The 20,553-nt window shown below is 74.1% G+C and carries 18 protein-coding genes; 11 read left to right on the top strand and 7 right to left on the bottom strand.

Translation table 11 applies throughout. From position 1 onward, the window contains the following. The 5 genes from AWW66_RS10520 to AWW66_RS10540 form a co-directional block, all read left to right on the top strand. On the top strand, positions 1-1,213 hold a 1,213-nt coding region (locus tag AWW66_RS10520; protein WP_067363466.1), incomplete at its 5' end, for a PP2C family protein-serine/threonine phosphatase. Beyond that, positions 1,210-2,259: a cobalamin B12-binding domain-containing protein gene (locus tag AWW66_RS10525; protein WP_067363469.1), complete on the top strand. Its 1,050-nt coding sequence runs from the start codon at positions 1,210-1,212 to the stop codon at positions 2,257-2,259. The genes AWW66_RS10520 and AWW66_RS10525, both read left to right, overlap by 4 nt. 88 nt (positions 2,260-2,347) lie before the next feature. Beyond that, positions 2,348-2,695: an STAS domain-containing protein gene (locus AWW66_RS10530; RefSeq protein ID WP_067363472.1), complete on the top strand. Its 348-nt coding sequence runs from the start codon at positions 2,348-2,350 to the stop codon at positions 2,693-2,695. 70 nt (positions 2,696-2,765) lie between these two features. Next, a complete protein-coding gene (locus AWW66_RS10535; RefSeq protein ID WP_067363475.1) occupies positions 2,766-3,212 on the top strand; it encodes a response regulator in 447 nt (148 codons plus the stop codon). A gap of 147 nt (positions 3,213-3,359) precedes the next feature. Next, entirely contained in the window at positions 3,360-3,884 is a 525-nt protein-coding gene (locus AWW66_RS10540; RefSeq protein ID WP_067363478.1) for an ATPase, read from the top strand. A gap of 32 nt (positions 3,885-3,916) precedes the next feature. Here the strand turns inward: AWW66_RS10540 and AWW66_RS10545 are convergent, their stop codons facing one another. The 3 genes from AWW66_RS10545 to AWW66_RS10555 form a co-directional block, all read right to left on the bottom strand. Further along, positions 3,917-4,789 carry a hypothetical protein gene (locus AWW66_RS10545; RefSeq protein ID WP_067363480.1) on the bottom strand — a complete coding sequence of 291 codons (873 nt, stop codon included), beginning with the start codon at positions 4,787-4,789 and terminating at the stop codon, positions 3,917-3,919. A 290-nt stretch (positions 4,790-5,079) separates the two neighbouring features. After that, complete coding sequence (locus AWW66_RS10550) at positions 5,080-5,505, bottom strand: OsmC family protein (protein ID WP_067363483.1); 426 nt, start codon at positions 5,503-5,505, stop codon at positions 5,080-5,082. 75 nt (positions 5,506-5,580) lie between these two features. Beyond that, a complete protein-coding gene (locus tag AWW66_RS10555; RefSeq protein ID WP_067363486.1) occupies positions 5,581-6,522 on the bottom strand; it encodes a serine/threonine-protein kinase in 942 nt (313 codons plus the stop codon). Between the two features lie 225 nt (positions 6,523-6,747). Between AWW66_RS10555 and AWW66_RS10560 the strand changes: the two genes are divergently transcribed. From AWW66_RS10560 to AWW66_RS10580, 6 genes are all read left to right on the top strand, one after another. Further along, positions 6,748-7,494 (top strand): response regulator transcription factor, encoded by a 747-nt coding sequence (locus AWW66_RS10560; protein ID WP_067363490.1) that lies wholly within the window; start codon positions 6,748-6,750, stop codon positions 7,492-7,494. 67 nt (positions 7,495-7,561) lie between these two features. Then, a complete protein-coding gene (locus AWW66_RS10565) occupies positions 7,562-9,004 on the top strand; it encodes a sensor histidine kinase (protein WP_067363594.1) in 1,443 nt (480 codons plus the stop codon). 306 nt (positions 9,005-9,310) lie between these two features. Next, positions 9,311-9,460, top strand: a complete 150-nt coding sequence (locus AWW66_RS34340; protein WP_169807091.1) for a hypothetical protein — start codon at positions 9,311-9,313, stop codon at positions 9,458-9,460. A 17-nt stretch (positions 9,461-9,477) separates the two neighbouring features. Beyond that, positions 9,478-10,902, top strand: a complete 1,425-nt coding sequence (locus AWW66_RS10570; RefSeq protein WP_067363493.1) for a class I SAM-dependent methyltransferase — start codon at positions 9,478-9,480, stop codon at positions 10,900-10,902. Then, a complete protein-coding gene (locus AWW66_RS10575; protein ID WP_342671917.1) occupies positions 10,895-12,985 on the top strand; it encodes a sulfatase-like hydrolase/transferase in 2,091 nt (696 codons plus the stop codon). Before AWW66_RS10570 ends, AWW66_RS10575 begins: the two co-directional genes overlap by 8 nt. Before the next feature lie 348 nt (positions 12,986-13,333). After that, positions 13,334-14,617 (top strand): citrate synthase, encoded by a 1,284-nt coding sequence (locus AWW66_RS10580; protein WP_067363496.1) that lies wholly within the window; start codon positions 13,334-13,336, stop codon positions 14,615-14,617. Positions 14,618-14,903: 286 nt separating this feature from the next. Here AWW66_RS10580 and AWW66_RS10585 read toward each other — a convergent pair whose 3' ends face one another. The 4 genes from AWW66_RS10585 to AWW66_RS10600 form a co-directional block, all read right to left on the bottom strand. Continuing rightward, positions 14,904-15,596, bottom strand: a complete 693-nt coding sequence (locus AWW66_RS10585; RefSeq protein ID WP_157527359.1) for a fasciclin domain-containing protein — start codon at positions 15,594-15,596, stop codon at positions 14,904-14,906. A gap of 88 nt (positions 15,597-15,684) precedes the next feature. After that, positions 15,685-17,805 (bottom strand): M14 family zinc carboxypeptidase, encoded by a 2,121-nt coding sequence (locus tag AWW66_RS10590; protein WP_067363502.1) that lies wholly within the window; start codon positions 17,803-17,805, stop codon positions 15,685-15,687. Between the two features lie 151 nt (positions 17,806-17,956). Continuing rightward, positions 17,957-18,613, bottom strand: a complete 657-nt coding sequence (locus tag AWW66_RS10595) for a response regulator transcription factor (RefSeq protein WP_067363505.1) — start codon at positions 18,611-18,613, stop codon at positions 17,957-17,959. A gap of 256 nt (positions 18,614-18,869) precedes the next feature. Continuing rightward, positions 18,870-20,276, bottom strand: coding sequence for a glycosyltransferase family 4 protein (locus tag AWW66_RS10600; protein WP_067363509.1), 1,407 nt, complete (start codon positions 20,274-20,276; stop codon positions 18,870-18,872). Positions 20,277-20,553: the final 277 nt, after the last annotated feature.

Consider the following 20,553-nt stretch of genomic DNA (forward strand, 5'->3'; position numbering starts at 1 on the left):
CGCGGTGCTGGTGCTCGCCCCCCGCTCCGGGCGGGCCCGCTGGTGGCGGGCCCTGCGGACCGAGGACGAGGTGCCCACCGTCGACAGTGGCATGCTCGCCGTGGCCGACCTGCCGCCGGCCATCGCCGAGGGCCTCGACGGCGGCGAGCCGCACGCGGTGGACTGGCTGGTCGAGCAGGCGGTCGCGGCGGGTTGGCTGCCCGGCCTGCCCGCCACCGAGGCGTGCGCCCGGGTCGTCCCGCTGCCCGGCCGGGAGGCCCCCGCCGGGGTGCTGCTGGTGGCCCGGCGGGCGACCCGCTGGTACGACGAGGCCGACGTCGACCTGGTCCGCGCCTTCGCCGCCCGCGCCGGGGCGGCGCTGACCACCGCGATGCTCTACCGCGACCAGGCCGAGGTGGCCGACACGTTGCAGGCCAGCCTGGTCCCGGTGGAGCCGGTCGAGACCACCGGCGTGCAGTGGGGTACGGCCTACCGGCCGGCCCAGGCCGGGCTGCGCATCGGCGGCGACTTCTACGGCGCGCACCGACTGGCCGACGGCGGCTCGGTCTTCTTCCTCGGGGACGTCTCCGGCAAGGGCGTGGAGGCGGCGGTCTTCACCGGCCAGCTCCGCCAGTGCCTACAGGCGCTGCACCGGGTGGAGTCGCACCCGGCCCGGTTGCTGCGGCTGCTCAACGACGCGCTGCTGGAGACGACCCTGGCGCACGGCCAGGGCCGGTTCGCCACCATCGTGCTGGGCGTGGTGCGCCCGCACCGGGACGGCAGCCTGACGTTGACCCTGGCCGGCGGTGGTCACCTGCCGCCGCTGGTGCTGCGCGCCTCCGGCGCGGTCGAGCCGGTGCCGTTGCGCGGGATGTTGATCGGCGTGGTGCCGGACCCGCGCGTCGGCGAGGTGAGCGTCCGGCTGGAGCCGGGCGAGACCTGCCTGCTGTACAGCGACGGGGTGACCGAGGCGCGCGGCGGTCGCCGGGGCGACGAGCAGTTCGGCACCGAGCGGCTGCTGACCGCGGTCGGCGGCTGCCACCGGATGCCCGCGCCGGCCCTGGCCGAGCGGGTCGAGCAGGTCACCTGCGACTGGCTCGCCCACGGTGACCACGACGACATCGCGGTGCTGGCGCTGCGCGCGGTCGGCACGAACCCCCGCCCGGTCCGCCACCTGCACGCGGTGCCCGCCCCCGCCCGGGGACACCACGACGAGAGGGAGACGACGGCGTGAGCGCCCCGACGACCGCGAGCACGACGGCCGAGGCCTTTCCCGCCTTCGTGCACTGTCTGGCGGAGGCCGACGAGTACGCCGCGATCGACGTGGCGCTGGACCTGCTGGCCGGCGGCGTACCGGCCGAGCGGATCCTGCTCGACCTGGTCGCGCCCGCCCAGGCCGAGGTGGGGGAGCGGTGGGCGCGCAACGAGTGGAGCGTCGCCCAGGAACACGCCGCCACCCACATCAGCGAGCGGGTGGTCGCCGCCGTGGCGGCCACCGCCGACGCCCGGCCGACCGGGGAGCGGGTGGTGGTGGCCTGCCTGGACGGCGAGTGGCACGCGCTGCCCACCCGGCTGGTCGCCGAGGTACTGCGGCTGCGCGGCTGGCAGGTGACCTTCCTCGGCGCCAGCGTCCCCGCCGCGCACCTGGTGTCCTACCTGCACCGGTACGACGCGCACGCGGTGGCGCTGGGCTGTGCGCTGCCGATGCGGCTGCCGTACGCGCACCGGGTGATCGAGGCGTGCCGCCGCTCCGACGTGCCGGTAGTGGTCGGCGGGCGGGGCTTCGCCGCGGACGGGCGCTGGGCGCGGACGCTCGGGGTGACCTGGGCCGGTGACGCGCCCTCGGCCGCCGCCCTGGTCGCCGACGATCGGGCGTTGCGCCAGGTGCCCCCCGCCGACCTGTCACACCTGGCCGACGACGAGTACGCGAGCCTGGTCAAGCGGCGCGGCGAACTGGTCGACAGCGCGTTGACCGACCTGTACGACCGGTATCCGCGCTCCCGGGAGTACACTCCCGCGCAGCTCGACTCGACCGTCAGCGATCTCGGCTACATCGTGGACTTCCTGGCCGCGGCGGTCTACGTGGCCGACGCCTCGCTCTTCACCGAGTTCGTCGACTGGCTGCTGGCGCTGCTGGCCAGCCGGGGGGTGCCGGCCGCCGCCGTGGGGCTGACCCTGGGCCACTATGGACAGCGGCTGCGGGACTTCCCGCGCGCGGCGGCGTACCTGGCGGCGGGGCGGGCCCGGGTGTCCGGGCAGGGCGGCACCCGCCGGCACTGACCGGTCGGTTCCCGGGTCCGTCGGGTGGGTTTGCGTATACTTGCCACACTGCAAGGATCGGCCCTGCGGCGAAGCGAAAGGGACCACGTTGACGTTCACCGTCACGTACGCCCCCCGGGACGGTGGCGGGGTGCGCCTGCGGCTCGGCGGTGAGCTGGACATGAGCACCGCCCCGGCGCTCACCACCGTGCTGGACCAGCTCGCCGACGCCGGTGAGCGCCAGTTGCTGCTCGACCTCAGTGACCTGCTGTTCTGCGACTCCACCGGGATCGCGGCCTTCGTCCGGGGGGACAACCGGGCCGCCGCCGACGGCGGCTGGCTGCGGGTGACCGGGGCGACCGGCCGGGTCGAACGGGTGCTGCGGGTGACCGGCCTCTGGGAGGTCCTGCGCTACGAGACATGGCGGGGCGACCCGCCGTCACGGTCCACGCCGTGATGGGCTAGATTTCCCCGCCAGCAGGTGACCGTGAGGTCATCCGTTTTCCGCCGAGATGAGGCAGGTAGTCATGGGTGTAGGAGCCCCGAGCCCGGTTCGCATCCTGGTGGTTGACGACGACCCCGGTGACGTCCTGATGATCGAGGAGGCCCTGGCGGACTCGGACGTCGACAAGGTCATCAACGTGGTCAGCGACGGCCAGGAGGCGATGGAGTTCCTCCGCCGGGAGGGGCGGCACACCGACGCGGCCCGGCCGGACGTGATCCTGCTCGACCTGAACATGCCACGGATGGACGGGCGGCAGGTGCTCGGCGCGGTCAAGCAGGACGAGGACCTGCGGACCATCCCGATCGTCGTGCTGACCACGTCCAACGCCGACACCGACATCGTCGGCAGCTACACCCTCCAGGCCAACGCGTACGTGACGAAGCCGATCGACCTGGACGACTTCAACGACGTGGTGCGCCGGATCGACGAGTTCTTCGGCCGGGTCGTGGTGCTGCCCAAGCGCTCCTGACGGGCGGTTCCGTCCGCGCCGCCCGGTTCGCCGGGTCGGTCGCCGCTCGGATGCTGAACATTTTTCCCGAACCGCCTCGGCGGCGCGCCGCGCCGTCGAGGATCGCAGGTGGGGGAAGAGACTTTCGGCTGCCTGGGGGGCGACAGAATGAGGTTCTCCGTCGTTGCGAACGGCTACGACCAGCGGCAGGTGGATTCCTGCCTGAACGAACTGGGCGTCGGGTTGGCCCGGCTGTCGGCGTGGGCGGAGGGCGCCGCCGACGCCGGCCGGGAGTGGGACCAGGTCCGCCAGGAGGCGGTCCGGCTGCGGGCCCGCCTCGACCGGCAGGGCCCGGCCGGGCCGGCGCCGGGCGACCTCGACCGGCAGGCGGCCGACCTGCTGGCCCAGGCCCGCGCCGAGCTGGACGTCGCCCGGCAGGAGGCCCGCCAGCTCCGGGAACGGGTGTACGCCGAGGCGGTCCAGGCCCGCCGTGACTTCGAGGCGGCGCTGCAGGCGCGGCGTCGCCGCGCGGAGCGGGTGGACGAGATCCTCGGCGGGGTGGTGGTCGAGCCGGTGCCGGCGGACACGCCGACCGCTGCCGCCGCCACCGGCGTACCGGCCACCCGGGCCGCCGCCCCCGATGCCGACGCGGCCACCGAACCCCGGGCCGACCACGGTACCCGGGTGCGGTGACCGGCCGAGACCGGCGGGCCGGGTGGGGCCGGTCAGGTCAGCGCCGTGACCACCGTGCTCGCCCGCTGCTCGTGTTGGGCGTACGCATCGGGGAAGGCCGAGATCTGCACGGCCTGGGCGGCGGCGGCGATGCTCAGCGACTGCCAACCGGGGATCTGCCGCAGCGCCTCGTAGAACAGCTGCGCGGCGTGCGCGGGGCGCATCAGGTCGCGGACGGTGCCCCAGCCGCTGCTGGGCCGCTGCTGGAACAGTCCGACCGAGTCGTGGTCCGAGCCGCTGCCCTGGTCGGTGTACTGGTGTGACTCGGGCAGCACGTCGCTGGCCAGGTTGTACAGGTTGCTCTCCTGCATCGCGGTGGCCACCGCCACCACCAGGGCCCGGCGGGGCATCTTCAGGTCGGCGCCGACGTCCACGATCACCTTGGCGTTGTCCATCTGCACCTGGGTCAGCCCGGCCACCGGTCGGGGGCGGGGCGGGGTGGTCGGCTTCGCGGGCGTGGTCTTCGGCTTCGGCTTCGCCGTGGTCTTCGTCGGGCTGGGGGTGGCCGTGGCCGTGGCGGAGGCGCTCGGGCGGGTCGGGACGGGGCTGGGCGTGGGGGAGCGGTCCAGCGCCCGGGAGGCCCGCTGGTCCGCCTCGACGGCGCGGTCGATCAGCGCCTCGCGGACCGGCTCACCGGCGGGCTCGTCCTCGGTGGCGCGGACTCCGGCGAGGGCGGCCACGCCGAGGCAGCAGGTGACGCCGGTGGCGAGGGCGACCCGTAGCGGGGTCGAGGCGAACAGCGCCGCCCCACGACGTGCCGGCGTCCGGTGCCGCCGGGTCGGCCGTACGGGGGATGCCGGGTCGTCCGGGCGGCCATCGGTCGGGGTCTCGGTCAGCTTCTGGGCGAAGGGGTCGTCGGGATGCACCCGCCGAGGCTAGAAAGTGGGGCGGCGATTGCCATCGGCCTGCTCAGTGGCATGGGTCACAATCCGCTCCGGTCGGCGCCCCGATTCCGCGCGGTCGAACCCAAACCGCCTGGCCGACACCGAAGCCACATGTCGGAAAAATCCACAATAAGGTGGAAAAGGTGGCAAGTGGTCCGGCTATCCGGCCCGCTCGCCACCTGCCCCCGGGGTCCCCCGTTCGGCCGATGCACCCCCGCTCACCGGCCGAGGCGCGGATGGCCCGGCCGGGCCGGCCCGCCCCGGCGGTGGGGTCAGCGCCCGCCGTTCTGCGCCCGGGTCACCGTGAGCCGGTGCCGGGTGCTGTCGCCGCTGGAGAACGGCCAGAGCCGGTCGGCGTGCTCCACCAGTTCGGTCAACTGCCCGGGGGTCAACCCGGTGGAGGAGATCGAGGCGTGCACGTCGGCCCGGTACCGGCCGTCGTCGTCGCGGCCGAGCCGCGCCTCGGCCCGGACCTGCACGGTGTGCGCCTCGTCGGTGATCTCCCCGGCCGCCTCCACCGCCGCGTGGTGCAGGCAGGACGCGAACGCCGCGGCCAGCAGTTGTTCCGGCGTCAGCCCGGTGCAGTGTGGCGCCAGCGGGGACGCCAGCGCGGTGGAGAGCTCGCCGTCGTCGGTGCGGACGTGCCCGCCCTCGGCGGTCGCGGTGGCAGCGTGCAACCAGGAATGTGGCTCCGGCATCGCGTTCCTCCCGTCCCTCTCCGCAGCGGCTACCCGCCCCCCACCCGGCGAAACACCCGGCACCGGGACCAGCGGTCAGGGCTGCCGGGTGATGGACGGGTCGGTCAGCGGGGCGGCCTGGGTGGCCTCGGTGGCCGCCCGTTCGGTCCACGGGGAGATCCGCTGCGCCGGCGGGGTGGGTTGGAGCATCGGCACGTACACCCGGGCGTCGACCGCCTCCGCCAGCAGGAGCGCCGCCACCAGGCTGCCCGGGCGCTCGGTGGGGTCGTCGGCCAGGCACCGCCGGCACAGGTCGGCCACCTCCGGCGGCAGGCCCTCGATCTCCGGCAGCGGCTCCGGCGCGTGCCGCCGCCGCTCCCCGATGAGCTGGGTCGCGGTGTCGGCCGCGTACGGCAGCCGGCCGGTGAGGCAGTAGTACAGCAGGACACCGAGGGCGTACATGTCGGCGGCCGGGGTGACCGGCCCCCGCTCGAACTGCTCCGGCGCGAGGTACGCCGGGGTGCCCAGCACCACCCCGTCGGGGGTGGTGTCCGGGGCGCCGACGGCGGTGGCGATGCCGAAGTCGAGGACCTTGACGCCCGACGGGGTCAACATCACGTTCGCCGGCTTCACGTCCCGGTGCACGATGCCGTGCGCGTGCGCGGCGGCGAGGGCCGCGCAGACCTCGGCGCAGACCCGGACCGCGATCCGCCAGTCCAACGGCCCGGCCCGCAGGTGCGCCGCCAGCGTCTCACCCTCGGCCAGCTCCATCACCAGGTACGGCACCGGGCTGCCGGGCAGCGTCGACGCGGTGCCGAAGTCGTGCACGCTGGCCACGTTCGGGTGCACCAGACGGGCCGCCGACCGCGCCTCGGTGCGGACCTGCTCCATGGGTACGCCGTCACCGTCGCGGCCGGCCGACATCAACTTCACCGCGACCGGCCGGTCCAGCACCATGTCGTGGGCGTGCCACACCTCCGACATGCCACCGATGCCGATGCGCTGTTCGAGCCGGTACCGGCCGTCCAGCGTCCTCATCGACCGCTCCTTCGCTCCGTCACCGCGCCAGGGGGTCGGGCGCGGTACCACCGCTCGCGGTACCCCTCCCGTCAACAGGGCAAACCGTGGCCCCGACGGGCCGGCGGGGCCGGTGCGCGGCGGTGTCCGGGCGTGATCCGGGGTGAACCGCCCCGCCCCGGCCCCCACAGCTGGTACACAGGAACGGCAGAGGCGCCGCACAGCGAACCCGCCCACGATGGGGGCATGGTCATGAACTGGCAGGTCGAGCAGGGTCGGATCGAGCTGAGCCGCCCCGACGGCACCCCGGTGCGGGTGCTGGTGGTCGACGACGAGTCCACCCTGACCGACCTGCTGTCGATGGCCCTGCGGTACGAGGGCTGGCAGGTCCGCGCCGCCGGCAACGGGATGACCGCGCTGAGCACCGCCCGCCAGTTCGAGCCGGACGTGGTGGTCCTCGACGTGATGCTGCCCGACCTGGACGGCTTCCAGGTGCTGCGCCGGCTGCGCGAGCACACCCCGACGGTGCCGGTGCTCTTCCTGACCGCCCGGGACGCCGTGGAGGAGCGGATCGCCGGCCTCACCGTCGGCGGCGACGACTACGTCACCAAACCGTTCAGCCTGGAGGAGGTGATCGCCCGGCTGCGGGCCCTGCTGCGCCGCTCCGGGCTCGCCGTGGCCGCCCGTCCGGACGCGGTGCTGACCGTCGGTGACCTCACCCTCGACGAGGACAGCCACGAGGTGCGCCGGGACGGGCAGCTGGTCACGCTCACCGCCACCGAGTTCGAGCTGCTGCGGTACCTGATGCGCAACCCGCGCCGGGTGCTCAGCAAGGCGCAGATCCTGGACCGGGTGTGGAACTACGACTTCGGCGGCCAGGCCAACGTCGTGGAGCTCTACATCTCGTACCTGCGGAAGAAGATCGACGCCGGCCGCAAGCCGATGATCCACACCTTGCGGGGCGCGGGCTATGTCCTCAAGCCCGCCGACTGAGCCGACCGTACCCCCGCCGGCCCCGGCGGTGCCGCCGCCCGTGCCCGCCGGCCGGGTGCGGCGGTGGCTGGCCGGCCGGTCGCTGCGGGCCCGGCTGGTGGCCACCGTGGTCATGCTGCTGGCCCTGGTCAGCGTCGGCATCGGCGCGGTCACCACGGTCGCCCTGCGGCAGGTGCTGATCAACCAGGTCGACGACCAGCTCCGCCCGGAGAGCCGCTGGCCGGAGGGGCGGGAACCGATGCCCCCGAACCGGCGCTGGGACCTGCTGGGCATCCCGCCCGGCTTCCCGCCGGGCACCATCGTCGCCCAGGTCTCGGCCGGCCAGGTCGTGGCGGCCCGGACCCTCACCACCGGCCGGGCCGAGGAGGCGGTGCCGGTCGCCGCGCTGTCCCCCCTGGCCGGTCTGCCGACCGACGGCCGTCCCCGGACCCGCCACCTCGGCGAGCTGGGCGACTACCGGGTGGTCGCCCGGCAGATGACCGACGGCAGCGTCCGGGCCTTCGGCCTGCCGCTGGCCGGGGTGCAGGAGACCGTCTGGTGGATGGTCGCCGCCCAGGCCGGCCTCGTCACCGCCGGCCTGCTCGTCGTCGGCAGCGCCGGCGCGCTGATCGTGCGGGCCACCCTGCGCCCGTTGCGTCGGGTGGCCGCCACCGCCGGCCGGGTCACCGAGCTGCCCCTGGACCGGGGCGAGGTGGCGCTGTCGGTGCGGGTACCGGCCGCCGACACCGACCCGCGCACCGAGGTCGGGCAGGTCGGCGCCGCGCTCAACCGGATGCTCGGGCACGTCGCCGCCGCGCTCGCCGCCCGGCAGGCCAGCGAGACCCGGGTCCGCCAGTTCGTCGCCGACGCCAGCCACGAGCTGCGCACCCCGCTGGCGGCCATCCGGGGGTACGCCGAGGTGGCCCGGCGGGGCCGGGCCGAGGTGCCGCCGGACGTGGCACACGCGCTGCGCCGGGTCGAGTCGGAGAGCACCCGGATGACCAGCCTCGTCGACGACCTGCTGCTGCTGGCCCGGCTCGACTCCGGCCGCCCGCTCGCCACCGGCCCGGTCGACCTGAGCGCCCTGGTCGTCGACGCGGTCAGCGACGCGCACGTCGCCGGCCCCGAGCACCACTGGCAGCTCGACCTGCCCGACGAGGCGGTGACCGTCGCCGGCGACGCGGCCCGGCTGCACCAGGTGGTGGCGAACCTGCTGGCCAACGCCCGGGTGCACACGCCGGCCGGGACGACGGTCACCACCCGGCTGGGCGTCGACCCCGCCGGGGCCTGGCTCGGCGTCACCGACGACGGTCCGGGCATCCCGGCCGAGCTGCAACCCGAGGTCTTCGAACGGTTCGCCCGGGGCGACAGCTCCCGGTCCCGGGCGCACGGCAGTACCGGGCTCGGCCTGGCCATCGTGGCGGCCGTGGTGGAGGCCCACCACGGCACGGTCGACGTGGACAGTCGGCCGGGCCGCACCGAGTTCCGGGTCCGGCTGCCCGGCCCCCCCGAACCCCCCACGCACACCTAGCCGCCCCCACCCCACCCCACCCCCGCGATCTTGCAGTTGCGGTCCCCGATATGCGGTGAATGCCCGAGATACACGGGCCGTTCGTGCATGATCGCGCGGCGGGGGTGTGGCGGGGGTGGGTGTGCGGTGGGGTGGGGGTGGGGGTGGGGTGAAACAGGGCGGGCTAGTCGTCCGTGTCGGCCCCAGCGCGGGGAAGCCTCGCGTACGGTGTCAAAGAGACAACCACTCCGCAATCGTGACAAAAGCTCGGTACGCGGGGGATCGGAGGCGTCGGCACGGCGCGACGGCGAGGGAAGGGAGCGACCGGTGATCGACCTGGCCTACCTGGATGCGGGTTCCGGCAGCCTGATCGTGCAGGCGGTGGTCGGTGGGGCGGCCGGCGTGGTGGTGGCCACGAAGCTCTACTGGCGACGACTCGTCGCCCGGTTCCGCCGGCAGCGCACCGACCAGAGCTGACCCGGTCGGCGCTGGCGATGTCGATCTCCGAGTCCCCCACCCGCGTCGAGCCCGCCTCCTTCCGCGACCCCGGCAACCAGGTCTTCTACGCCGGCTCCGAGGTGCTGCGCGGGCTCGACCCCCGCGCCGCCGAGCAGTGGCGCGCGCTGGCCGCCACCGACTTCTTCCCGGCGCTGCTGGCCGAGGGGAAGGTCTGCGGCACCGAACCCGTCGACCCGTCCCGGGTGCCGGCCGGCGTGACCTGGGCCGCCGTGCTGCGGCACGAGCGCATCCCGTTCGTCTCCCACCCGTACGAGTGGTCCTTCTCGATGCTGCGCGACGCCGCGCTGCTGCACCTGGAGATCCTGCGTACGGCGTTGGCGGCCGACTTCACCACCAAGGACGGGTCGGCGTACAACCTCCAGTGGCGCGGGGCCGCGCCGGTCTTCATCGACGTCGGCTCGTTCGAGCCGCTGCGCGACGGCGAGCCCTGGGCCGGGTACCGGCAGTTCTGCCAGACGCTGCTCTATCCGCTGCTGCTCACCGCCCACCTCGGGCTGGACTTCCGGCCCTGGCTGCGGGCCCAGGTCGACGGGATCGAGCCCGACCAGATGCGCCGGCTCTTCACCGGCCCCCGCCGGCTGCACCGGGGCGTACCGACGCACGTGCACCTGCACGGCGCGATGCAGGCGCGCAACGCCCGGTCCAGCACCACCGACGTCCGGGCCCAACTGCGTGCCGCGGGGTACACCCGCGAGCTGTCGCTGGCCACCGTCCGGGGGGTCGAGCGGCTGGTCCGCCGGCTCGACCGGGCGCCGGCCGCCAGCCCGTGGGCGGACTACCAGCGCACCTGCGGGTACTCCGGTGCCGACCGGGTGGCCAAGGAGCGGTTCGTGGAGCTGGCGCTGACCACCGCCGGCTCGCCCCGCCTGGTGCTCGACCTCGGCGCCAACGACGGCCGGTACGCCCGGATCGCCGCCTGTCACGCCGACTACGTCGTCGCCGTCGAGCAGGACCCGGACGTGGTCGACACGCTCTACCGGACGCTGCGGACCGAGCACGACCGGCGGATCCTGCCGCTGGTGATGGACCTCGCCGACCCGTCACCCGGCGGCGGCTGGCGCGGCGTCGAGCGGGCCGGCTTCGGCGCGCGGGCGCGGGCGGACGTGGTCCTCGCCCTGGCCGTGGTGCACCACCTGGCGCTCGGCCGCAACGTGCCGCTGCCGGCGGTGCTCGACTGGCTCCTCGACGCCGTCGCGCCGGGCGGTCGCCTGGTCGTGGAGTTCGTCCACCCGGACGATCCGATGGCCCGGCGGCTGCTCGACAACAAGCCCGACGGACTCTTCCCCGACTACCGGCGGGAGGCGTTCGAGGCGCTGCTGGCCGCCCGCTGCCGCGTCGAGCGGCGGCAGGACCTCCCCTCGGGCACCCGGACGCTCTACCAGGTGGCCGTGGGTGGCTGAGCCGACCCCGGTGCCCGCCGCCCCGGTCGCCGGGGCCACCGGGGGCGTTCAGGCCCCTGAGGTCACGCAGGGCGGCGAGGGAGCCGGGGGCGGTGGGGCGGCGGCCTGGCGGGTCGAGCTGCGCCGGCTGCTGGAGCTGACCGCCCTGGTCGGGCTGGTGGTCACCCAACCGCTGCTGGACGTGCTGGGCCGCAGCCCCGACTTCTTCCTGTTCCACGGTGCCGGCCCCGGCGACGTCGCGGCGCTGGTGGCGCTGATCGCGCTGCTGCCCACCGCCGGGCTGGGGCTGCTCGGCGCGGCGAGCCGGCTGGCCGGCCGGGCCGCCCGCGAAGCCGGGCACACCCTGCTGCTCGGGCTGCTGGTGGCCGCGCTGGCGGTCCAGGTCGGGCGGCACGGCACGCCCCTGCGCGGGGTACCGCTGCTGGCGGCGGCGCTCGTGCTGGGCGCCGCCGGCACGTACGCGTACCGGCGGTTCGGCGTGCTGGGGCGGGTGCTGCGGGTGGCGGCGGTCGGGCCGTTGGTCTTCGTCGCGCTCTTCGTGCTCGTCTCGCCCGCCTCGACGGTGGTCCTGCCGCGCGGCTCCGGCGGCGTGGCCGGGGTGGCCCACGGGCCGGGGGTCCGGCCGCCGGTGGTGCTGCTGATCCTCGACGAGTTCCCGCTGGTCTCCCTGCTCGGCCCGGACGGTCGGATCGACGCCGAGCGGTATCCGCACTTCGCCGCGCTGGCGGCGGGCTCGACCTGGTACCCCGCCGCGACCGGGATCAGCGGCTGGACCCCGTACGCGCTGCCGGCGATGCTCACCGGCCGGTACCCGGCGACGGCGGGCGCCCCGCACTACTCGCGGTACCCGGACAACCTCTTCACCGCCCTGGGCGGCCGGTACGACATCCGCGCGCAGGAGAGCATCACCCGGCTCTGCCCGCCCAGCCGCTGCGACCAGCCGACCCGCCCGGAGCAGGGGCTCGGCGTGCTGGCCCGGCGCAGTGCCGAGCTGCTCGGGCGGATCGCCGCCCCGTGGGACAGCCGGGTCGACCCGGAGGAGTCGTACCGCGAGCCCACCCGCGCCGAGGCGGGCCTGGACGCGGCGGAGCCCGCCCCGACCGACCCGACGTTCCGCTGGGACCGGCTCAACGAGAGCCAGCCGGCCCGGTTCACCAGCTTCCTCGCCGGCCTGCGCCCGACCGCCCGGCCGACGCTGCACTTCCTGCACCTGCTGATGCCGCACGCGCCGTGGACGTACCTGCCGTCGGGGGCCCGCTACGACGCCCCGGAGGACCTGCCCAACGAGGGCGCCGGCTGGGTAGACCTGGCCCGGCAGCGGCACCTGGCGCAGCTCGGGTACACCGACCGGCTGATCGGCGAGACGCTGCGCACGCTGCGCGCCACCGGCCTGTACGACCAGGCGCTGCTGGTGGTCACCGCCGACCACGGGGTGAGCTTCACCCGGGGGGCGCAGGGGCGGGGGATGGGCGCGATCCGCGCCGAGCCGGGCCAGGTGGCCGGGGTGCCGTTGTTCGTCAAGGAACCCGGGCAGCGCACCGGCCGGATCGACGAGCGCAACTGGGAGCACGTCGACCTGCTGCCGACCGTCCTCGACGTGGTCGGGATCCGGGTGCCGTGGTCGGTGGACGGCCGCTCCGCCCGCCAGTCGCCACGGGAACGGGCCGAGAAGCGCTTCTACGACCGGCCGGGTGAGCCGGTCACCATCCCCGGCGGGGTGCCCGTGCCGCCGCCGACGCCGGCACCGCACCCGCTGGTCGGCACGACCGTCGGCGACCAGCCGGTCAGGGGTACCGCCCGGGTGGCCGACCTGTCCGCGTTCGCCGCCGTCGACCCGGCCGAGGGGCGGCTGCCGGCCCTGGTCTGGGGCACCGTGCCGGACCGGGTACCCGACGGGACCCTGCTCGCGGTGGCCGTCAACGGCCGGGTCGGCGCGGTCGTCCCGGTGGTGCCCCCGGACCCCGGCGGGCGCCGGTTCGCCGCCTTCGTCGCCGACGACCGGCTCTTCCACGCCGGCGCCAACCGGCTGGACGTCTACCAGGTCGCCGCCGACGGTGGCCTGCACCGCCTCGCCCTGTCCTGACTCCTGTCGACACTGCTGTCGGCCGCGAGGGTCAATGGGTGGAAAAAGGGCGCCACGTGCGCCCGTTTAGCGCTGCCTTATCCCGATATTCGACCCCGGTCGCCGCGGGGCGCCGCCACCGGCCGAGGGCCGCTCCGGCGGAAGGTTTTCCGTCCGCAGGCGGGGTACCCGAAGGGTCTTGCGGCGTCTGCCCGGCTCCGGCGGACAGAGGTTTTCCGATCCTACCGGTCGGGAATCGGGTGACGCATACCTCACCCCAGAACCACGGCGAGCGGTACCTCCGGAACCGCGTTTACGGTAAAAGCGAAGGCAATTCAACGTAGATCTGCCGGCGAAGCGAGGAACCACATGACGGAAGTCAAGCTCGATCACCCCGGTGGGCAGCTCTCGATGCCGGTGCAGAACGCGGTCGAGGGCCCCCCCGGGGCTGTCGTGAGCAAGCTCCTGAAAGAGACCGGTCTGGTCACCTACGACCCCGGTTTCGTCAACACCGCATCCTGCTCCTCCGCGATCACCTATATCGACGGTGACGCGGGCATCCTGCGGTACCGGGGTTACCCGATCGAGGAGTTGGCCGAGAAATCCACCTTCCTGGAGGTCTCGTACCTGCTCATCTACGGCGAGCTGCCCAGCGAGACCCAGCTCACCGAGTTCTCCGAGCGCATCCGACGGCACTCGTTGCTGCACGAGGAGATGCGCCGCTTCTTCGACGGCTTCCCCCGGGACGCCCACCCGATGGCCGTGCTCTCCTCGGCGGTGAGCGCGATCAGCACCTTCTACCAGGACAGCCTGGACCCGTTCGACACCGAGCACGTGGAGATGTCCACGGTCCGGCTGATGGCCAAGGTGCCGACCATCGCCTCGTACGCCAACAAGAAGTCGATCGGTCAGCCGCTGCTGTACCCGGACAACTCCCTCGGGTACGTGGAGAACTTCCTGCGGATGACCTTCGGCGTGCCGGCCGAGCCGTACGAGGTCGACCCGGTGATGGCCAAGGTGCTGGACATGCTGTTCATCCTGCACGCCGACCACGAGCAGAACTGCTCCACGTCGACGGTGCGCCTGGTCGGCTCCAGCAACGCCAACCTCTTCGCCTCCGTCTCGGCCGGCGTGAACGCGCTGTTCGGGCCGCTGCACGGCGGCGCCAACCAGGCCGTGCTGGAGATGCTGGAGAAGATCCAGGCCGACGGCGGTGACGTCCAGTCCTTCGTCCGCAGGGTGAAGAACAAGGAGGACGGCGTCAAGCTGATGGGCTTCGGCCACCGGGTCTACAAGAACTACGACCCGCGGGCCGCCATCGTGAAGAAGGCCGCCCAGGACGTGCTCGGCCGGATGGAGAGGCCGGACCCGCTGTTGGACATCGCGATGCAGCTGGAGGAGATCGCCCTCGCCGACGACTTCTTCGTCTCCCGGCGGCTCTACCCGAACGTCGACTTCTACACCGGCCTGATCTACAAGGCCATGGGCTTCCCGACGAAGATGTTCACCGTGCTCTTCGCGCTGGGCCGGCTGCCCGGCTGGATCGCCCAGTGGCGGGAGATGATCGGCGACCCGGAGACCAAGATCGGCCGCCCGCGCCAGCTCTACACCGGCGCTCCTGAGCGGTCGTACGTCCCCTTCGCCGAGCGCTGACCACCCGACCACCGCCGGTACCGAAAGGCCGCCGCCCCTACCAGGGGCCGGCGGCCTTTCGGTGTACGGGGCCGACCGGACCCGGTCGGACACGTACGTTCGTCGATCGATGATCGGTGCTCTCCGTGGACGCCCGGTCACCGTCCGGGCGCTCGTCACGGGGGAGCGACATGCTACTCCGGCTGGGTGTTCGACCACCACCTGGTCGACGGCGGCTCGTACGTCGACTGCTGAGCACCGTTCGGCCGGGCCGGAGGGATCGCCCCGGCCCGGCCGAAGGGGGTACTCAGTGGTGGTGCTCCTCCTCGTGGGCGGTGTCCGGCAGGCTCCCGAGGACCTTGTTGACCACGTGGATCCGGGCCGCGCCGGCGCGGTAGTCGGCGCAGACCGTCTCCGCCTTCTCGGCCACCCGGGCCCCGGAGTCGGCGGGCGTCACGGCGAGGTCGGTGCCGGCGAGGGTCCGCACGGTGCCGGCGGCGACCAGGTCGGTGACCGAGTGGGCCCCGGTGACCACGTGCTCGCGCAGCAGCCCCCGCAGGGTCTCGGTCTCCTTCAGCAGCAGCTCGTCCACGTTGGCGGTGGAGAACTTGGCCTTGAAGGCGTCGTCGGTCGGGGCGAGGATGGTGACCCCGTCGGCGGCCGACAACTCCTCGGCCATCCCGGTCGCCCGGACCGCCGCCTCGAAGGTGGTGAGCACGGGGATCCAGGTGAGGGCCTGGTCAGGGGTCTGACCCACCAGGGAGGCCGGGTTGCCCGGCTCGTCGCCGGCGGGCAGCACGTCGCAGAGCGGGCCGGTGACCGCGACCGGGGTGGTGTCCGCGCCCCGGCCCGCCGGGGAGGAGTCCTCCTCCGTCGAGCTGGTGCACCCGGTGAGCGCGATCAGCAGGGACAGGGCCGCCCCGGTCACCGCCCGGCGGCGGAGCCGGCGGGTCCGGGACGGGGGCCCGGGGTACGGACCCGGAAGGACGGTGTCGGACACGGTGTTCTCCACTCCAGTACCGGTACGGGGGACCGGCAGGCCGGCGCGGGGCCGACCTGCCGGTGCCCGACGGGGCGGGGTCAGTCGCTCACAGGCGCGAGCACTGGTTGAACTTCGGACCCGACACCGAGTTGGCGACCTCCAGGTTGACCGGCGTCGTGGCGTTGCCGGAGCAGCCCAGCGGGCCGTTGACGGTGTTGCCGGCCACCAGGGCAGCCGCACCCTGGGTGTTCAGCACGTCGACCGGGCCGCTCACCTTGTTGCCGACCACGTTCACCGGGCCGGTGGTGCCGACGACCCGGACCGGGCCGTTGACGGTGTTGCCGCCGAGGAAGACACCGGCGGCGCCGGTGACGTCGATCGGGCCGTTGACCGAGGTGCCGGTCATGATCAGGGTGGCACCCGGCTGGACCCGCAGCGGGCCGCGCAGGGTGGCGCCGTCGATGCAGTTCACGCCGGTCAGCGTCAGCGGACCGTTGTGCGTACCGGTGCGGGTCGGCATCACCCGCTCGCCGGCGACCAGGCCCTCGACGGCCTGCCCGTCGAGCAGCAGGGGCACCAGACCCCGCTCGGGCTGGGCCAGCGGGACCAGGTAGCCGTCGGCGAGCTTGATCACCTTCCAGCCGTGCGCGGCGAGCCGCTGGGCCACGGTGGTGCGCTGGCCGGCGGGGCCGTCGGTGCGCTCACCGTGGTACTGCTCCTCGGTCAGCTTGTACGCGCACGGCGGCTGCTGGAGGATCCGCTCGGGGGTGGGAGCGTCCAGCGGCGGCGGGGTCTCGCCCGGGTGCGGGGCCGGGTAGGCCTCGATCGGACGGGAGCCCCGGAAGACGATCCGGCCGGTGTTGGTCGACTGGAAGGTGATCGCCTCCGCGCGGGCCGTGGTGATGGCCTTGGTGTTCGCCCCGTGGTACTGCAGGAACTGGTTGAAGGTCCACAGCGCCGAGTAGGTCTTCCGCCGACGGTTGTTGGCGGTGTTGCTCTCGTCCGGGCGGGTCGGGCCACCGGAGCTGCGCAGCTCCAGCAGCGAGTTGACCACGTTCTTCAGGCCCAGGGTGTTGCGCAGGATGGTTTCCTCACCCAGGCCGACGCTGGCGCCGGTGCAGCCGTACGGGCAGGCCCACCAGCCGTCCTTGGCGCCCTGGCTGTACATGTGGCCTTCGATCATGTTCTGCGACTCGTCGAAGATCCCCTGCGCCACGTTCTGGTGGCGCGGCGGCAGCATCGGCAGGTCACCGGTGTTGGCGTTGCCGTACTCGTGGCCGTCGTAGCCGGCGATCGGCCGGTAGTCGCGCACCATCTCGACGAAGGCGCGGGTCTCCGGCTGACGGATCAGGGAGTAGTCCCGGTTCAGGTCCTGACCGGTGGAGTTGCCCCGAGCGCCGGTGGCCCGGCCGTCCCCGTTGAGGGTCGGCAGGATCAGCATGGTGGTCTTCGACAGCAGGTCGAGGGTCTTGGCGTCGTCGGTGAAGGCGAGCTGCCGCGCCATGATCAGGCAGGCCTCGCGGTCACCCGGCTCGTTGCCGTGGACGTTGCAGTTGACCAGCAGGGGGTTCGTCGCGGCCACCGCCTCCGGGGTCGCCGGGGGAGTGGGGTAGCCGACGACGAACATGTTGATCGGCCGGTTCTGGATGGTCCGGCCGATCTCCACCACCCGGACCCGCTCGCTCAGCTCGTCGACCGCCTGGGTGTAGGCGTACTCGTTGACGTCGCTGGTGTACTGGGCGCCCAGGGTGTTCTCCCACTGGGTGCGCAGGTTCTGGCCCGGGGTGTCCGGGTCGCCCCAGTGGGCGTTGGTGAGGCCGGCGACCGGCGTCGAGTACGGCTGGGCCTCGCTGCCGACGCGGGCACGGACCCGCCACTGGAACCGGTTGCCCGGGGCGAACCCGGCGTCGGCGAAGGTGGGCTCGGAGTTGTTGATCTGGCGGTTCGGACGCCACACGCCCGTGATCACCGCCGTACCGGTGGCCGTGCCGTCCTCGGCGACCGGGGTCCGCTCGATCTGGTAGTCGGTGGCCCCGTCGACCGGGGTCCACGACAGCGTCGCGTACCCGTCGCCCTGGACGACCGCGAGGCCCTGAACCTGGTTGGGCTCCGCCTGGGCGGCGGCACCCGCCGGTTCGGCCTGGGCCTGCGCCGGCGCCATGGTCGCCGCGAGGGTGGCGGCGAGCAGCGCGGAGAGCACACCTGCCCTGGTCCGTCTGTATCTCAAAGGGATCTCCAAACAGGAGGGGATGGCTGGGGTGCCCCCAGCGAACCGGCAGCCGGCCCGGCGCGGGCCCCCGGCCTGCGAATCTTGAGGATCATCTGAGATTCGCGCCCTGTTCGCCGGTCCGTGGTGGCGCGGTCGGCGACACCCGGTCTCAGCCCGTGCGCAGCCGGTAGCCGACGCCGCGGACCGTCTCCACCAGGCCGGCGTCGTCGAGCTTGCCGCGCAGCGCCGCGACGTGCACGTCGAGGGTGTGCCGGGTGGTCCAGGTGGTCTGCCAGACGTCCAGTTGCAGCCGGTCCCGGGGCACCACGGTGCCGGCCTGCCGGGCCAGGGCGACCAGCAGGTCGAACTCCTTGCGGGCCAGGCTGACCTCCCGGTCGGCGACCCAGACCCGCCGGGCGTTGACGTCGATGCGCAGGGTGCCGACCTGCAACGCGGCGGTCGTGCGGGCGGCCCGCGCCGCCCGTCGCATCACCGCCTCGATGCGCGCCTGCAACTCCACCATCGAGAACGGCTTCACCACGTAGTCGTCGGCTCCGGCGCGCAGTCCGGCCACCCGGTCCCACTCCTCGGCGCGGGCGGTCACCGCGATGATGGCGACGTTCTCGTCCTGCTGGCGGATGCGCCGGCACACCTCCAGGCCGTCCCGGTCGGGCAGGGTGAGGTCGAGCAGGATGAGGTCGACCGGGTCCGCCGCGACCGCCTCCGCGGCCGTCATCGCCTGGATGACCTCGTGCCCACGTCGGCGCAGCGCCGCGCAGAGGGCGGACGCGACACGCAGGTCGTCCTCAACCAGAAGAACCCGCACCCACGTCCCCCTCGGCTCCGGCCCGGACCTGCTGCGAGTCTGGCCGATCAGCAGGGCCCTGACCAGGGCGGACGGAAGATCGTGACCGCAACATGACCTGCATCGACGCGGCTACGGCGAGGGGTCGCACGGGTGATCGGTGGCCGGGTGACGCCGGCCGGGCGGGTGGTGGCGCGATCCCGCCCGGCTGCCCGGCGTCCTCCCGGCGGGCGGCGGCCCCGGGGCGGTGGTGACCGGTCCCGGGCCGCCGCCGGTGTCAGCGCAGCCCGGCGGCGACGAGCAGGTTGCCCGCAGGGATCGGGGCCCGGTCGTGCCCGCGCGCCATCCGTACCTCGGCGCGGGCGGCGGTGAAGGCGGTGTCCCCGGCGATGGCGGTCGCGTACGCGGTCGCCGTGCGGTGCGCGATCGCCGACCAGCCGTACTGCTCGTGCACCATGGCGCGGGCCCGGCGGGCCAGGGCGCGGGCCCGCTCGGTGTCCGACAGCAGCGCGTGCACCGCCTCGGTGAGCCCGTCGGGGTCCTGCGGGGCGAAGGTCATCCCGGTCACGCCCGGCTCGACGATCTCGGCCAGTCCGCCGGTGGCCGCGACGGCGAGCGGAGCGCCGGCGGCGGCGCCCTCCAGGGCCACCATGCCGAACGGCTCGTAGATGCTCGGCACCGCGAAGCAGTCCGAGGCGGCCATCACCGCCGGCAGGTCGGTGCCGCCGAGGAAGCCCGGCATGCTCACCGCGGCACCGAGGCCGAGGCGGTGCACGTCCGCCTCCAGTTCCGCCCGGTACGGCCCGTCCCCGGCGATCACCACGCGCAGCCCCGGGTGGCGTTCCCGCAGCCGGGGCAGGCCGGCGAGGAGGTGCTGCACGCCCTTCTCGTAGACCAGCCGGCCGACGAAGGTGACCAGCGGCCCGTCCCCGGCGAACCGGGCGCGGGCCGAGGTGACCGCCGAGGTCGGCACCCGCCACCGGTGCGGCTCGACCCCGTTGGGCACCACGTCCACCCGCTCGGCCGGCACGTCGAACAACGCCCCCACCTCGTCGCGCATGTACCCGGAGCAGACGATCACCCGGCCGGACTCGGCGGCCAGCCACTGCTCGACGCCGTGGATGGTGCGGTTCATCTCCTCGGGCAGCCAGCCCTGGTGCCGCCCGGCCTCGGTGGCGTGGATGGTGCTGACCAGCGGGATGTCCAGGTGGTCCCGCAGCGTCATCGCGGTGTGGGCGACGAGCCAGTCGTGGGCGTGGATGACGTCGTAGGTGCCGGTGTCGGCGGCGCGTAGGGCGGCGCGGGTGAGGGTGTGGTTGAAGGCCATGGTCCAGGCGAGGAGGCTGCTGGTGGCCAGGGGGAAGGTGACGGGGTCCTCGGCGGCGCGGAGGATGCGGACGCCGTCGGCGTACTCCTCGTGGGGTGCGCCGTCGGTGTGGCGGGTGACGACGGTGACGTCGTGGCCGGCGGCGGCGAGGGCGACGGAGAGGGCGTGGACGTGGCGGCCGAGTCCGCCGACGAGCACCGGCGGGTACTCCCAGGACAGCATCAGGATGCGGCGCCGGCGCCCGGCCCCGCCCGAGCCGGCCGGCTGCTGCGGGACCTGGTGGCGGGAGGTCGGGGTGGGCCGGCAGGTCCGGTCCATCGGGGGTGCGAGGTGCTCGCCGACCCGCAAGGTCGTCACATCGGTCTCCGTCCGTGCAGGGTGGTGTGCGCCGACGTGGTCGCCGGCGGAACAGGTGGTGGAGGGGTGGCGCAGGGCCGATCGGGAGACGCGCGACGCGCTCCCGCGAACAGGAAAAGGCATCCCGGGGGATAGCGCATCCCGGACGGGCCGAAGGTGACGGACGACACCTTCCGGGGGCGGACGGGTGGATTTCGCCCCGCCGCCGGAGCGGGTGGATTGGCGCACGGCGGTGGGGGGCATAACCGGCGTGCGTTCCGGCGGTCTGCGCCGGGCG

The sequence above is a fragment of the Micromonospora rosaria genome, from assembly GCF_001567585.1.
In the GTDB taxonomy this organism is placed as follows: Bacteria; Actinomycetota; Actinomycetes; order Mycobacteriales; family Micromonosporaceae; genus Micromonospora; species Micromonospora rosaria.

Coding starts and splice junctions, on each gene's coding strand:
- AWW66_RS10580 (WP_067363496.1), top strand. CDS start 13,334: ATGACGGAAGTCAAGCTCGATCACCCCGGTGGGCAGCTCTCGATGCCG.
- AWW66_RS10550 (WP_067363483.1), bottom strand. CDS start 5,505: ATGCCGGAGCCACATTCCTGGTTGCACGCTGCCACCGCGACCGCCGAG.
- AWW66_RS10570 (WP_067363493.1), top strand. CDS start 9,478: ATGTCGATCTCCGAGTCCCCCACCCGCGTCGAGCCCGCCTCCTTCCGC.
- AWW66_RS10535 (WP_067363475.1), top strand. CDS start 2,766: ATGGGTGTAGGAGCCCCGAGCCCGGTTCGCATCCTGGTGGTTGACGAC.
- AWW66_RS10560 (WP_067363490.1), top strand. CDS start 6,748: ATGGTCATGAACTGGCAGGTCGAGCAGGGTCGGATCGAGCTGAGCCGC.
- AWW66_RS10540 (WP_067363478.1), top strand. CDS start 3,360: ATGAGGTTCTCCGTCGTTGCGAACGGCTACGACCAGCGGCAGGTGGAT.
- AWW66_RS10555 (WP_067363486.1), bottom strand. CDS start 6,522: ATGAGGACGCTGGACGGCCGGTACCGGCTCGAACAGCGCATCGGCATC.